Annotated in this window: 14 protein-coding genes; 11 read left to right on the top strand and 3 right to left on the bottom strand. The window is 67.6% G+C overall.

Features of this window, described 5'->3' with window-relative positions; translation table 11 throughout:
• The first annotated feature begins 170 nt into the window (after positions 1-170).
• The 6 genes from ftsY (at position 171) to AU187_RS12160 (ending at position 8,626) form a co-directional block, all read left to right on the top strand.
• On the top strand, positions 171-1,475 hold the full coding sequence (ftsY, locus tag AU187_RS12185) for a signal recognition particle-docking protein FtsY (RefSeq protein ID WP_059100100.1): 1,305 nt from the start codon (positions 171-173) through the stop codon (positions 1,473-1,475).
• A gap of 193 nt (positions 1,476-1,668) precedes the next feature.
• Entirely contained in the window at positions 1,669-3,033 is a 1,365-nt protein-coding gene (locus tag AU187_RS12180; RefSeq protein WP_059099637.1) for an ammonium transporter, read from the top strand.
• Between the two features lie 33 nt (positions 3,034-3,066).
• A complete protein-coding gene (locus tag AU187_RS12175; protein WP_018600748.1) occupies positions 3,067-3,405 on the top strand; it encodes a P-II family nitrogen regulator in 339 nt (112 codons plus the stop codon).
• A gap of 77 nt (positions 3,406-3,482) precedes the next feature.
• The gene (locus tag AU187_RS12170; protein WP_059166770.1) at positions 3,483-5,936 is read left to right on the top strand and encodes a [protein-PII] uridylyltransferase; all 2,454 of its coding nucleotides are present in this window, start codon (positions 3,483-3,485) and stop codon (positions 5,934-5,936) included.
• Positions 5,937-5,957: 21 nt separating this feature from the next.
• Positions 5,958-7,535 carry a signal recognition particle protein gene (gene ffh / locus AU187_RS12165; protein WP_059099639.1) on the top strand — a complete coding sequence of 526 codons (1,578 nt, stop codon included), beginning with the start codon at positions 5,958-5,960 and terminating at the stop codon, positions 7,533-7,535.
• Positions 7,536-7,537: 2 nt separating this feature from the next.
• A complete protein-coding gene (locus AU187_RS12160) occupies positions 7,538-8,626 on the top strand; it encodes an amidohydrolase family protein (RefSeq protein WP_059166769.1) in 1,089 nt (362 codons plus the stop codon).
• A 70-nt stretch (positions 8,627-8,696) separates the two neighbouring features.
• Here the strand turns inward: AU187_RS12160 and AU187_RS12155 are convergent, their stop codons facing one another.
• Entirely contained in the window at positions 8,697-9,554 is an 858-nt protein-coding gene (locus AU187_RS12155) for a D-alanyl-D-alanine carboxypeptidase family protein (protein WP_059166768.1), read from the bottom strand.
• Positions 9,555-9,628: 74 nt separating this feature from the next.
• Complete coding sequence (locus tag AU187_RS12150; protein WP_059099642.1) at positions 9,629-10,507, bottom strand: D-alanyl-D-alanine carboxypeptidase family protein; 879 nt, start codon at positions 10,505-10,507, stop codon at positions 9,629-9,631.
• 32 nt (positions 10,508-10,539) lie between these two features.
• Between AU187_RS12150 and AU187_RS12145 the strand changes: the two genes are divergently transcribed.
• The 5 genes from AU187_RS12145 to trmD all read left to right on the top strand — a co-directional run bounded on the left by AU187_RS12145 (position 10,540) and on the right by trmD (position 13,240).
• Complete coding sequence (locus AU187_RS12145) at positions 10,540-10,968, top strand: nuclear transport factor 2 family protein (protein WP_059099643.1); 429 nt, start codon at positions 10,540-10,542, stop codon at positions 10,966-10,968.
• A gap of 279 nt (positions 10,969-11,247) precedes the next feature.
• The gene (rpsP, locus tag AU187_RS12140; RefSeq protein ID WP_059099644.1) at positions 11,248-11,778 is read left to right on the top strand and encodes a 30S ribosomal protein S16; all 531 of its coding nucleotides are present in this window, start codon (positions 11,248-11,250) and stop codon (positions 11,776-11,778) included.
• An 8-nt stretch (positions 11,779-11,786) separates the two neighbouring features.
• A complete protein-coding gene (locus tag AU187_RS12135) occupies positions 11,787-12,029 on the top strand; it encodes an RNA-binding protein (protein ID WP_003928628.1) in 243 nt (80 codons plus the stop codon).
• Positions 12,030-12,035: 6 nt separating this feature from the next.
• Positions 12,036-12,551 carry a ribosome maturation factor RimM gene (gene rimM / locus AU187_RS12130; protein ID WP_059166767.1) on the top strand — a complete coding sequence of 172 codons (516 nt, stop codon included), beginning with the start codon at positions 12,036-12,038 and terminating at the stop codon, positions 12,549-12,551.
• 2 nt (positions 12,552-12,553) lie between these two features.
• The gene (gene trmD, locus AU187_RS12125; RefSeq protein WP_059099646.1) at positions 12,554-13,240 is read left to right on the top strand and encodes a tRNA (guanosine(37)-N1)-methyltransferase TrmD; all 687 of its coding nucleotides are present in this window, start codon (positions 12,554-12,556) and stop codon (positions 13,238-13,240) included.
• Here trmD and AU187_RS12120 read toward each other — a convergent pair.
• Positions 13,237-14,181: a serine hydrolase gene (locus AU187_RS12120; RefSeq protein ID WP_059166766.1), complete on the bottom strand. Its 945-nt coding sequence runs from the start codon at positions 14,179-14,181 to the stop codon at positions 13,237-13,239. The genes trmD and AU187_RS12120 overlap by 4 nt on opposite strands.
• Positions 14,182-14,317: the final 136 nt, after the last annotated feature.

Raw genomic sequence — 14,317 nt, 5'->3', positions numbered from 1 at the left:
GGCCGCAGCCCCACTCAGGTGTCAGCGATGTCCCGAGACATCAACCTGTCAGCGATGTCCCGAAACAGAACAGAGCGCTGAGCGCTCCTGAACGTGCACATATCGCATGCACCGGGAGCGTCGACGCCGAGACACCTTGAGACAATGGCGCGGTGACAGATGCTGCCTGGATGGGTTTGTGGATCGCGATTGCGGTCATCGCCGTACTGCTGATCGCCGCGCTGGTCGTTGGCCTGGTGCGATACCGCCGCCGCCGGATCAGCTTGTCGAAGGCCGACACGGCCCCCGAAATCGACCGCTCCGGGGGCTATACGGCGTCGTCGGGCATCACGTTCACCCAGTCGGCACCGGCCAGGCCGGCCGAGCGGATCGACACCACTGGCCTGCCCGCGGTCGGTGATGACGCCACGATCCCGCGGGACTCGCCGAAGCGCCCGATCGCGGACGTCCAGCTGCCCGAGGCGCCGGTCGAGAAGCCTCTCGAGAAGCCCGCTGCGGCTCCGACCGCGCCCGCCCCCGACAGCGCACCCCCCGCTCCGGCCCTCGACGAGATCGCGCCGACGGAAGGCCGGCTCGAGCGGCTGCGTGGCCGCCTGGCCAAGTCGCACAACACACTCGGCCGCAGCATGTTGGGCTTGCTCGGCGGTGGTGACCTCGACGAGGCGTCCTGGGAAGAGGTCGAGGACACGTTGCTGATCGCCGATCTCGGGCCGGTCGTGACGGAGTCGGTGGTGTCGTCGCTGCGCGCCCGGATGGCCAGCAGCAACGTGCGCAGCGAGGCCGATGCCCGCGCCGTGCTGCGTGATGTCCTGATCGCCGAACTGCGGCCCGACCTGGACCGGTCGATCAAGGCGCTGCCCCATGCGGACAAACCGTCGGTGTTGCTGGTCGTCGGGGTCAACGGCACCGGCAAGACCACCACCGTCGGCAAGCTGGCCCGCGTGCTGGTCGCCGACGGGCGCCGCGTGGTGCTCGGCGCGGCCGACACCTTCCGGGCCGCCGCGGCCGATCAGTTGCAGTCCTGGGCGTCGCGGGTGGGCGCACACGTGGTGCGTGGCGCGGAGGGCGCGGATCCCGCATCGGTGGCTTTCGACGCGGTCGACAAGGGCGTCGAGGACGGCGCCGACGTCATCGTCATCGACACGGCCGGGCGGCTGCACACCAAGACCGGCCTGATGGACGAACTGGGCAAGGTCAAGCGGGTGGTCAGCCGCCGCGCCGAGGTCGACGAGGTACTTCTGGTGCTCGACGCCACGATCGGCCAGAACGGTCTGCCGCAGGCCAGGGTGTTCGCTGAAGTCGTCGACATCACCGGCGTCGTGCTGACGAAACTCGACGGCACGGCCAAGGGCGGAATCGTCTTTCGGGTGCAGCAGGAACTGGGAGTACCGGTGAAACTCGTTGGGCTCGGGGAAGGGGCCGACGATCTCGCGCCGTTCGAGCCGGCGGCCTTCGTCGACGCGCTCCTCGGGTAAGCGTTTGCACTCGCCAAGGACCTCGGCAGACACCGTTTTTGCTGGCGGCCGCTCGCAGAAACACGAGCGTAACGCTTCTCGCGTGCGCGTTCACTTACTGGAAACCGAACAGAATCACCGGTGAAACGCGGGCCGAAGAGTCTCTTCGGGAGGCCGATCCGATCGGCGCACTTCCCGAGGAGGTTCACACAAAGTGGTTTCAGCCTTACCCCTGGCTCTTCCCGATGATGCGTTCGCGCCGTTCGGCCCGGAAGGGTTGAGCGCGGGCGACACCGCGTGGGTACTGATGGCCGCGGCGCTAGTCCTGTTCATGACACCCGGTCTGGCGTTCTTCTACGGTGGCCTCTCCCGGCAGAAGTCGGTGCTGAACATGATGATGATGTCGTTCGGCACCCTCGGCGTCGTCAGCGTCATCTACGTGTTGTGGGGGTACTCGATGTCGTTTGCATCGGGGCACACCGGTACCGACGACATCCTCGGCGTATTCGACAACCCGTTCGCGCTGTTCGGGTTGAGTCCACTTCTGGAAACCAAGGAGGTCGGCGAGACCACTCTCTACGTACTCGGCGGGTTCGGCACGGTCCCCGCGATCGTCTGGGCCGGCTTCCAACTCACCTTCGCGGTGATCACCGTCGCACTGATCAGCGGCGCGGTGGCCGAGCGGATGAAGTTCGGGACCTGGCTGGTGTTCGGCGGAATCTGGGTCACCCTGGTGTATTTCCCACTTGCCCATATGGTTTGGGGCGGTGGCCTGATGTCGTCGTCCGGGAGCGGCATCGCGGCCAAGCTGTTCGGGGTGAACGAAGAAGGTTTGGCGAACGTCGCTCCGATCGACTTCGCCGGCGGCACCGTGGTCCACATCAACGCCGGCATGGCCGCACTGGTGCTCGCGCTGCTGCTGGGCAAGCGGACCGGGTTCGGCAGGATGGCCTATCGGCCGCACAACATTCCGTTCGTGATGCTCGGCGCTGCCATCCTGTGGTTCGGCTGGTTCGGCTTCAACGTGGGATCCGAAGGCGCGGCCGACATGATCGCCGGCCAGGTCTGGGTCAACACCACTGCGGCAACCGCCGCGGCGATGCTCGGCTGGTTGCTCGTGGAGCGGATCCGGGACGGTCACGCGACTAGTGTCGGCGCCGCGTCGGGCATTGTCGCCGGCCTCGTGGCGATCACCCCGGCCTGCGGTGCGCTGTCGCCGATCGGGTCGCTGATGTTGGGCGTCATCGCCGGTGTGTTGTCCGCCCTCGCAGTGGGCCTGAAGTACAAGTTCGGCTACGACGATTCGCTCGACGTGGTCGGTGTGCACCTGGTAGCGGGCCTGTGGGGCACGGTCGGCATCGGCTTCTTGGCGCTGGACACCGGCCTGTTCTACGGCGGTGGCATCCGCCAGCTCGTCGTGCAGGTGGTGATCGCCTCGGTGGCCGTGATCTTCACTGGCATCATGACGGCGATCATTGCCTTTATCGTTAAGCCGTTGGGCTGGCGCGTTACCGCGGAAGACGAGGACACCGGCATCGATGAGACCGAACATGCCGAAACCGCTTACGAGCTCGTCTGATCGGCAACAATTTCCTCGGAAGGGATCGACTACATGAAGCTGATTACTGCGATTGTCAAGCCGTTCACGCTCGAAGACGTCAAGACCGGGCTCGAGCAGACGGGGATCCTCGGGATGACCGTCAGCGAGGTCCAGGGATACGGCCGGCAGAAAGGGCACACCGAGGTCTACCGCGGCGCCGAGTACTCCGTGGATTTCGTGCCGAAGGTGCGCGTCGAGGTGGTCGTCGAAGACTCCGCTGTCGACAAAGTGGTCGATGTCATCGTCCAGGCCGCACGGACGGGGAAGATCGGCGACGGCAAGGTGTGGGTGAGTCCTGTCGACACCGTCGTGCGGGTGCGAACCGGCGAACGCGGAGCCGACGCCCTTTGAGCCGCTTGAAGAACTGAGAATTCGTCTCCCGACCGATGACACCATGAGCAGTTCTCGACAGGGCGGGAGAAACCGAGATGACTGAGCAGAAACCCGATCCCCGATGGGTAGCGCCGGCGGCGGGCTCGTCTCGGCCAGCGACGGACCTCGCCGCCGCGAGCAAGCAGTTGCTGGCAGGCACTGCCCGCCAACTGAATTCGGCAGCCCTGCGGCAGGCACTGCAGGATCTGTACGAGTTTTGGCTCACCACGAAGGCCGCCGAGGTCGGCATCACACCCACCAGCGGCTTCGCCATCGTCGCGACCGGTGGACTCGGCCGGGGCGAATTCGTGCCGTACTCCGACCTCGACCTGACGCTGTTGCACGACAACATGCCGCCCGACTTGGTCGGGCAGGTAGCAGAGCTGTTGTGGTACCCGTTGTGGGACGCCAACATTCGTCTCGATCACAGTGTGCGGACGGTACCCGAGGCGTTGAAGGTGGGCGGCGATGACATCTCGGCGGGCCTGGCAATGCTGGAAGCGCGGCACATCGCGGGCGATGCGGACCTGTCGGCATTGCTGATCGCGGGCGCCCGTCGGCAGTGGCGCACCGGAATCGTCTCGCGCTTCGACGAACTCGTCGAACACACCCGAGCGCGCTGGCAGCGCAGCGGTGAGATCGCGCACCGTGCCGAGCCGGATCTCAAGTGTGGCCGCGGCGGTCTGCGCGACGTGCAACTGCTCAATGCGCTGGCGATCGCGCAGCTGACCGACGTCTACCCCAATCGGACCTCGGCCTCGCCGCTCGGCACGCTGGGGGAGGCCCACCTGGCGTTGCTCAACGTGCGGACCGAGCTGCACAGGGTCGCCGGGCGCGGCCGCGACCTGCTGCTGGCCCAGCATGCCGACGAGATCGGCGCCGCACTACACATCGGGGACCGCTTCGATCTGGCGCGCACGCTCTCCGATGCCGCGCGCACCATCAGCTTCTACGTCGACGCCGGTGTCCGCACCGCGGCGAACGCGCTGCCCCGCCGCGGATTCGCGTCGCTGCGCCGCCCCACCCGCCGCCCCCTCGACGAGGGCGTCATCGAGTTCGGCGGCGAGGTGATCCTCGCGCGCGACGCCCGTCCCGAACGCGATCCCGGTCTGATCCTGCGGGTGGCCGCCGCCTCGGCGACCACCGGGCTGCCCATGGCCGCTTCCACGCTGGCCCGGCTTGCCGAGGCGGCGCCCGAGCTCCGCACGCCCTGGCCGCGGCAGGCTCTGAAGGACCTGCTGGTGATGCTCGCAGCGGGGCCGTCGGCGGTCGCCACGATCGAGGCGCTGGACCGCACCGGTCTGTGGGGCCGGCTGTTCCCGGAGTGGGGCGCGGTCCGCGACCTCCCGCCGCGTGACGTCGTGCACATCTGGACCGTCGACCGGCACCTCGTCGAAACAGTTTCGCGCGCAAGCGCTTTCACCACGCGCGTGTCCCGACCCGACCTGTTGATGCTGGGCGCGCTGTGCCACGACATCGGTAAGGGACGCGGCGGCGATCACAGCGTCATCGGCGCCGAATTGGCGACCCAGATCGGCACCCGACTGGGCCTGTGGCCCTCGGACGTCGAGGTTTTGTCCAAGGTCGTGCGCCATCATCTCCTGTTGCCGCACACCGCGACACGGCGCGACCTGCAAGACCCCAACACGATCGCAGCGGTGGTCGCCGATCTCGACGGCGACGCCGTGCTGCTGGAATTGCTGCATGTGCTCGCCGAAGCGGATTCACTGGCGACAGGCCCCGGCGTCTGGGGCGACTGGAAGGCGTCGCTGATCGGCGACTTGGTCCACCGGTGCAAGATGGTGATGGCCGGCGAGCCGCTGCCCGAACCGGATCCCATTGACCCGCGGTATCTTTCACTGGCGGCCGAGGTTGGGGTGCATGTCGAGCTGACGCCGGCGGACAGCCCGCACATCTACAACGTCACGATCATCGCGCCGGACAGACGGGGGCTGCTGTCGAAGGCCGCCGGGGTGCTGGCGCTGAATTCGCTGCGGGTGCACTCGGCGTCGGTCAACGGCCACCAGGGCTCGGCGATCAACACGTTCGTCGTCTCACCGCATTTCGGATCACCACCCGCCGGCGAGCTGTTGCGTCAGCAGTTCATCCTCGCCCTCGACGGCGAACTCGACGTGCTCGAGTCACTCGACCGCCGCGATCGCGACGCCGCGCAACACGGCACCACCCGTGCCGGTGAGGTGTTGGCGGCGGTGCCGATCAATCACGTCACCGCTCCACCGCGCATCCTGTGGTCGCAGGGCGCTAGCCCGGGCGAGCTGATCGTGCAGATCCGCAGCACCGACCGCACCGGTCTGCTGGCGAGGCTCACCGCGGTGTTCGAGCGCGATGGCGTCGACATCGCCTGGGCGAAGGTGACCACGCTGGGCTCCTCGGTGGTGGATGTGTTCGGTATCACCGCCGGCGCGGCCGTTCGCGACGACATCGAGCGTGACCTGTACGCGGTGCTGCCCGCGCCGCCGCCCGCCAAGGCGGTCTCCGAGGCCAGTTAGGCTAGGCCGCAGGAGGCTTAAGTGTTTGAATCCCTGTCCGACCGGTTGACCGGCGCCCTGCAGGGCCTGCGTGGCAAGGGGCGGTTGACCGACGCCGATATCGATGCGACGACCCGTGAGATCCGGTTGGCGTTGTTGGAAGCCGACGTGTCGTTGCCCGTCGTGCGCGCTTTCGTCAACCGCATCAAGGAGCGCGCCCGCGGCGCCGAGGTGTCCGGCGCCCTCAACCCGGCCCAGCAGGTCGTCAAGATCGTCAACGAGGAACTGATCGGCATCCTCGGCGGGGAGACCCGCACGCTGGCGTACGCCAAGACTCCGCCGACCGTGATCATGCTGGCCGGTCTGCAAGGCTCCGGTAAGACGACCTTGGCCGGAAAGCTCGCGAAATGGCTTCGCGGGCAAGGGCATACGCCGCTTCTTGTGGCATGCGACCTGCAGCGGCCGGGGGCCGTGAGTCAGCTGCAGATCGTGGGCGAGCGTGCCGGCGTCGCGGTCTTCGCACCGCACCCCGGTGTCGGACCCGAGGGCAGCGGGGGATCGGCGGACGCGGCGCCCGGTGATCCGGTCGCGGTCGCCGCCGCCGGTCTCGCCGAGGCCCGGACCAAGCATTTCGACGTGGTCATCGTCGACACGGCGGGCCGCCTCGGTATCGACGAGGAGCTGATGGGTCAGGCCGCCGCGATCAAGCAGGCCGTCGACCCGGACGAAGTGATCTTCGTGCTGGACGCGATGATCGGCCAGGACGCCGTCACGACCGCCGAGGCGTTCCGCGAGGGCGTCGGCTTCACCGGCGTCGTGCTGACCAAGCTCGACGGCGACGCCCGTGGTGGGGCCGCGCTGTCGGTCCGCGAGATCACCGGCGTGCCGATCCTGTTCGCCTCGAGCGGAGAGAAGCTCGAGGACTTCGACGTCTTCCACCCCGATCGGATGGCCAGTCGCATCCTCGGCATGGGCGACGTGCTGTCGTTGATCGAGCAGGCCGAGCAGGTCTTCGACGCCCAGCAAGCCGAGGAGGCCGCCGCCAAGATCGGCAGCGGCGAACTGACGCTGGAGGACTTCCTCGAGCAGATGCTGGCGATCCGCAAGATGGGTCCGATCGGCAACCTGCTCGGCATGCTGCCCGGCGCGGGCCAGATGAAGGATGCGCTGGCCGCCGTCGACGACAAGCAACTCGATCGCCTGCAGGCGATCATCCGCGGCATGACACCCGAGGAGCGTGCCGATCCCAAGATCATCAACGGCTCGCGCCGGCTTCGCATTGCCAATGGCTCCGGTGTGACGGTCGGCGAGGTGAACCAGCTTGTCGAGCGGTTCTTCGAAGCCCGCAAGATGATGTCGCAGATGGCCGGGCAGATGGGAATGCCGTTCGGCCGCAAGCCATCCAACCGCAAGGGCAAGAAGGGTAAGAAGGGGCAGAAGGGCCGGAAGAAGGGGAGCGGGCCGACGCCGCCGAAGGTGCGCAATCCGCTCGGCGCAGGAATGCCGGGGATGCCCGCGGGGTTCCCCGATCTGTCCGATATGCCCAAGGGCCTCGATGAGCTCCCACCGGGACTGGCCGACATCGACCTGTCCAAGCTGAAGTTCCCGGGCCAGAAATAGGGATGCGCCTCCATGTGCGCGGTCGGGGACTTCCCGACGAGGAGCCGGTGGAGTGGTGGATCGTCGACGGTGTGCTGAGCGCCGAACCGGTGAGCGGAGCTCAGACCGTCTTCGGTGCCGACCGGGCTGACGGCTGGATACTGCCCGGACTCGTCGACGCGCACTGCCACGTCGGGCTCGGCGCGCACGGCCCGCTCGACAACCTCGACGACTGCATCGAGCAGGCCGAGGTCGAACGCGATGCGGGAGCGCTGCTGCTCCGCGACTGCGGATCACCCGTCGACACCCGCAGCCTCGCCGACCACGACGATCTGCCCGAGATCATCCGGGCCGGCCGCCACCTCGCCAGGCCGAAGCGCTACCAGCGTGGATTCGCGATCGAACTCGACGACGAGTCCGCGCTGCCGGCCGCGGTGGCCGAGCAGGCGCGGTTCGGCGACGGTTGGGTCAAGCTCGTCGGCGACTGGATCGACCGGGAAGTCGGCGATCTCGCACCGTTGTGGTCCGACGACGTGCTCAAGGCCGCGATCGATGCCGCCCACGACAACGGTGCTCGCGTGACCGCCCACGTGTTCGGCGAGGACGCGCTGCCGGGGCTGATCAAGGCCGGTATCGATTGCATCGAGCACGGCACCGGCCTGACCGACGACAGCATCGACCTGATGGTCGAGCACGGCACTGCGCTGGTGCCGACGTTGATCAACATCGCGAACTTTCCGGGCATCGCCGACGGCGCCGCCGAGAAGTACCAGAAATACGCGCGACACATGCGCGACCTGCACGAGAAGAGTTACCCGCGCATCGCCGCGGCCCGAGAGGCCGGCATACCGATATTCGCCGGTACCGACGCGGGCAGCATGGTCGCGCACGGTCGCATCGCCGATGAGATCGACGCGCTCAAGGGCATCGGCATGAGCGCCACCGAGGCGTTGGGTGCTGCCTGCTGGAGCGCACGCGAGTGGCTGGGCCGGCCGGGTATCCAGCACGGCGCACCCGCGGACCTGGTGTGCTACGCCGACGATCCGCGGCTCGGCGCCTCCGTCGTCAACCAGCCGGATCTCGTCATCCTGCGGGGCCGCACTTTCCCGTGACGCGCGAGCGACCGCAAAATGCCGCGCAATGGCGGCGTGTCGCGGGCAAACGCGGTCGCTCGCACAAGATTTAGGGCTGCCTGAAGCCCCAGTCGAAGAGGTCGATTGCCTGGCCGTAGAGGTCGCCGTCGCCGTAGAGCTGCGCGACCACCAGCCGGCGACCGTTGCGTTGTGCGGCGGCGACGAACGTGTCGCGGGCCAGGTTGGTGTAGCCGGTCTTGCCGACGAGCGTGCCCGGATACCGCTTCAACAACTCGTTCTGGTTCGTGATGGTCTTCGGGCCGTTGTCGGTCGGAAACAGCGACGACGGCTGGCGCACGATCGCGGCGAACGCGGGATACCGCAGCGCTTGGCGGTAGATCATCGCGAGGTCATTGGCGGTGGTGACCGACTCCATCCCCGGACCGTCCAGCCCCGACGGGGAGGAGACGCGCGTGCTGCGCGCTCCCAGCGTCGACGCCTTGGCGTTCATCTTCGCGACCGCGACTCGATAGCCGCCGAGGCCGTCGGCAAGCACATTGGCAGCGTCGTTGCCCGACACCAGCATCAGCCCGTCGAGCAGTTGACGCACCGTGTAGGCACGCCCCGCTTTTACTCCCGCACAAGAACATTCGACGTCGGCGGCCGCCGGACGGGCCGCGATCGCCCCGTTCAGCGGAAGCTGGTCGAGCACAACCATGGCGAGCAACGCCTTGATGGTGCTCGCGGGCGCGTGCGGCTCGTGAGGGTTGCGGGAAGCCAGGATCCGGCCGGAATCGAGGTCGGCGAGCAACCAGGACTGCGCCGGTCCGTCCGGCAGCGCGACGGCGCCCGACGGTTCACTTCCGGGCTGGGCGGACGCCGGCGAAGCGACGCTGATGGCCAGGCTCGTTGCCAAGGTCAGCGCGGTGGCCAGCGCAATGGCCAACGCAGCCAACATGCCTCGCATGGCCGCCGAGCGTATCGCCCGCGTTCCCCGTCCCGGTCTCGGATCGGTTGCGATTCAGCAACTCACGGGCGCGGTCACAGCGTGCCGATGCTGGCTCCCGGATTGAGCGCAAAACCCCAGTCGAACAGGCTCGCGGCCTGATCCCAGTATGTCGGCTGGCCGGGCTTGTCCATCCCGTACATCAACGCGACGACCAGTCGGCGGCCGTTGCGTTCGGCGGCGCCGACGAAGGTCTTCTGTGCGCGATCGGTGAATCCCGTCTTGCCGCCGAGCGTGCCCGGATACCGCTTGAGCAGTTCGTCCTGGTTGACCAGGACCTTGTCGCCGGCCTCGGTGGGAAAGACCGCGGTGGGCTGGGCGGTGATCGAGGCGAACACCGGATTGGCCATCGCGGCGCGGAAGATGACCGCCAGGTCGTGCGGCGACGACCACATGTCGATACCGGGGCCGTCGAGTCCCGACGGCGAGCCCACGTTGGTGCCGTGCGCGCCGAGCAACGCGGCCTTGGCGTTCATCTTGGTGATGGCGACGTCGTGGCCGCCGAGCATGGTGGCCAACGTATTCGCCGCGTCGTTGCCCGACACCAGCAGCAGCGCCTCCAGCAGCTGGCGCGCGGTGTAGACCATGCCGGGCGTCACGCCCGCGCAGTTGCATTCGACTTGGGTGTCGGCCTCGTTCGCGACCACAGTGGCGTCGAGAGGCAATTCGTCGAGCACCGTCAGCGCCAGCAGCACCTTGATCGTGCTTGCGGGCGCGTACTGGCCGTACTCGTCGCGCGCGGCCAGCACGGCGCCACTGTCCATGTCGGCGAGCACCCACGCCTGGGCGGGCCCGTCGGGAATCGGCACCGATCCCGACGGTTGAGTGACCCCGATAGGAGCGGCGGTGGCGACGGCGGTCCCCCCGACGGCCAGGCTCAGCAAGGTCATCAAGCAGATCAACAGCTTCCGCATGGGCAGGCAGCCTAGTCGTGTTCAATCGACGCATGTTGAGCCTCGAGGAGATTTCGGATCGCTTGGAAATACAGCAACTGCTGATCGACTACTCCACGGCGATCGATCAGAAGCGATTCGACGACCTCGACCGGGTGTTCACCGCCGACGCCTACATCGACTACCGCGTCACCGGAGGAATCGACGGCCGCTACCCGGAGGTGAAGGCTTGGCTTAAGGAGGTGCTGCCGAACTTTCCGGCGTACTACCACATGCTCGGCAACGTCGACGTACGCGTCTCCTACGATCCGGCCGGCGACACCGCGTCCTCGCGCGCCGTCTGCTTCAACCCGATGGTGATGGGCGGGGAGGGCCAGATCTACTTCGTCGGGATCTGGTACGTCGACGAGTTCGTGCGCACCGCCGACGGTTGGCGGATGAGCAGACGGGTCGAGGAGAAGTGCTTCGACAAGCTGCTCTGAGCGCCCGGACCGGGCGCGCACGCGGCCGCCATCGGAGGCCTTGACGGGTTGATTGCCCCCACCTGGTGCTTGGGATCAACTCGTCAACGCCGCAACAAGCACGGCGGGGCCGACAATGCGGGATTTTTGCCGGTAGGACCGGTTCTGGCACAATGGGCGGCTGTCTACCGCAGGACTCCGGCTCTGCGGCGGTCACACACGCAAGGCAAAACCGGGCCGAGGCAACCCGTCTCGATCGCTGAATTGCAGCGTGGCAATCACAGGAGAAGTAGCACAACCATGGCTGTAAAGATCAAGCTCACTCGGCTTGGCAAGATCCGCAACCCCCAGTACCGCATCGCCGTCGCCGACGCGCGCACCCGCCGTCAGGGCCGGGCGATCGAGGTCATCGGCCGGTATCACCCGAAGGAAGAGCCCAGCCTCATCGAGATCGACTCGGAGCGGGCCCAATACTGGCTCGGCGTCGGTGCCCAGCCCACCGAACCCGTGCTCGCGCTGCTGAAGATCACCGGTGACTGGCAGAAGTTCAAGGGTCTGCCCGGCGCCGAGGGCACGCTGAAGGTCAAGGAGCCCAAGCCCAGCAAGCTCGACCTGTTCAACGCAGCGTTGGCCGAGGCCGAGGGCGGCCCGAGTACCGAGGCCACCCAGCCCAAGAAGAAGAAGGCGCCCGCCAAAAAGGCTGCCGAAAAGGCCGGCGACGAGGCTGATCAGAAGGCCGTCGAGGCCGAGGCGACGGCCGATCCGTCGGGTGCCAAGGACGAGTCCGAAGCGGCCGCCGAAGGCGCCGACGCCAGCACCCGCGAGAGCTGAGCCCGGCCGTGAGTTCTGTCGTCGTCGACGCCGTCGAACACCTGGTCCGCGGAATCGTCGACAACCCCGACGACGTCCGCGTCGACATGGTGACCAACCGGCGCGGACGCACGGTCGAGGTGCATGTGCATCCCGACGACCTCGGCAAGGTGATCGGGCGAGGTGGACGCACCGCGACCGCGCTCCGCACGCTGGTCGCCGGCATCGGCGGTCGCGGTATCCGCGTCGACGTGGTGGACACCGACCAGTAATCCGACATGGACCTCGTTGTCGGGCGCATCGTCAAAGCGCACGGCATCACCGGTGAGGTGGTGGTGGACGTCCGCACCGACGATCCCGACGCGCGCTTCGCGCCCGGTGCGTCACTTCGCGGCCGCCCCACCAAGGGCGGAGCCGAGCGCGACTATGTCGTCGAGTCAGCGCGCGCGCACGGCGGTCGGCTGCTGGTGCGGTTGAACGGCGTCGCCGACCGGGACGCCGCCGACGCGCTGCGCGGCATGTTGTTCGTCGTCGATTCGCGAGAGCTTCCGCCCATCGAAGACCCCGACGAGTACTACGACCATCAACTCGAAGGTTTGCACGTGCGCACCGCCGCCGGCGACGACATCGGTACCGTGGCGGAGGTGTTGCACACCGCGGCGGGTGAACTGCTCGCGGTGCGCAGCGCCGAACGCGAGGTGCTGGTCCCGTTCGTCAGCGCGATCGTGACGGCGGTTTCGCTGACCGAACAGCTCATCGAGATCGATCCCCCCGAGGGCCTGCTGGAGATCTGACCGTGCGCATTGATGTCGTGACGATATTTCCGGCCTACCTCGACCCGCTACGACAGTCGTTGCCCGGCAAGGCGATCGAATCGGGCATCGTGGAGCTTGCCGTGCATGACCTGCGCCGCTGGACCCATGATGTACATCATTCGGTCGACGACGCCCCCTACGGCGGCGGGCCGGGAATGGTGATGAAGGCCCCCGTGTGGGGCGATGCGCTCGACGAGATCTGTTCGGACGAAACGCTTCTCGTGGTGCCTACGCCGGCCGGGCGGCTGTTTCGGCAGGCCGACGCACAGGCATGGGCTGGTGAGAAGCATGTCGTGTTCGCGTGCGGTCGGTACGAGGGGATCGATCAACGGGTCGTCGAGGATGCGGCGCGCCGCATGCGCGTCGCGGAGGTGTCGATCGGCGACTACGTGCTGCCCGGCGGCGAGTCGGCGGCGCTGGTGATGATCGAGGCGATCGTCCGGTTACTACCCGGTGTGCTGGGCAATCCCGCGTCGCATCAGGATGATTCGCACTCGCACGGAGTGCTGGAGGCGCCGAGCTATACCCGGCCGCCGAGCTGGCGCGGCCTCGATGTGCCCGACGTCCTGTTGTCGGGCGACCATGCGAAGGTCGCGGCATGGCGGCGAGAACAAGGGTTGCAACGCACCCGGCAACGTCGACCGGAGCTCCTGGACCGCACCGACTAGATCCGCCCGCCGGGGAACATGGTCTTGACCGCTTGGGTGATCGTGTTGCGCGCGGTCACGTCGTCGGCGGGCTGCATCGAGGCGATCGCCATCACATATCGACGGTCGCCGCCGACCGCTCCGGTGGACCAGTGCACCCAGTTGCCGCCGTTCCAGCAGCAGAACCACCCCTGCTTGACCGCCACCCGGTCGGCGTAGAGACCCTCGGGGATGCCGAACCGCTGCGGGTAGACGCCACCGGGCACGGTGCCGTCGGGTGCCGTCGGTGTGGACGCCGCCAGGTTCGACAGGATGATGTCGGCTTTGTCCTCAGGCAACCCGCCGCTGCCCGAGAGCAGCTTGTCGTAGTACCGAACGAGATCACGGGTCGTGCTCAACGTGTTGAACCACCGCCCGTTGTAGGGCGTCCTCGTCGCCTTCAGGCCGTACCGCGCGATGACCCGCGACACCATCACGCTGCCGCCGCCGCGGTTCCAGAAGACCTCGGCCGCGCTGTCGTCCGAGGACCGCAACATCGCCTCGAACGCCCGCCAGTCGTCGGGGGAGAGTTCGGCCTTCCCCCGCGACACATGCAGCAGCAGGTCGTCGGCGATGAACAGCTTCACCACCGAGGCGATGGGCATCGCCTCGTCGTTCCCATTCGAGACGAGTTGGCCGGTGTTGCGGTCAAGGACCGTGACCGAGATGTCGGCGCCGGCCCCGGCGGCCTCGACGGTAGCCTGCTGCACCCGGAACTGCAGGCCGGTGAACGATGCGGCGGGCTCGTCGGGTGGGGCCTCTGGCAGCGGTGCCAACTTGCCCTGCGGAACGACGACGGTCGCATAGGGCGCCGCTCGTTCGGGCGGTGTCCCGTACACCTTGGCCTCACAACCCGCGACGACCGGTACCGCGATGACGATGGTTGCAGCCACCCTCACCAGCCTTGACGGCCGACGCCGCATGGCCCTCCTCACGGTGCAGTGGACGAGGATTCTCAGGGTCATCACCAGCGATCAGCCCCGCGAAACCAGCCTAACCGGTTCGGATCCGCGCCGCCCGCGCACGCAAATGCGCTCTCTTCGGAACGCCGATGCCGCT

It is taken from the genome of Mycobacterium sp. IS-1556 (assembly GCF_001499985.1).
Taxonomy (GTDB): Bacteria; Actinomycetota; Actinomycetes; order Mycobacteriales; family Mycobacteriaceae; genus Mycobacterium.
The sequence above is the reverse complement of the archived record's forward strand: the minus strand, read 5'-3'. Positions and strand labels throughout refer to the sequence as shown.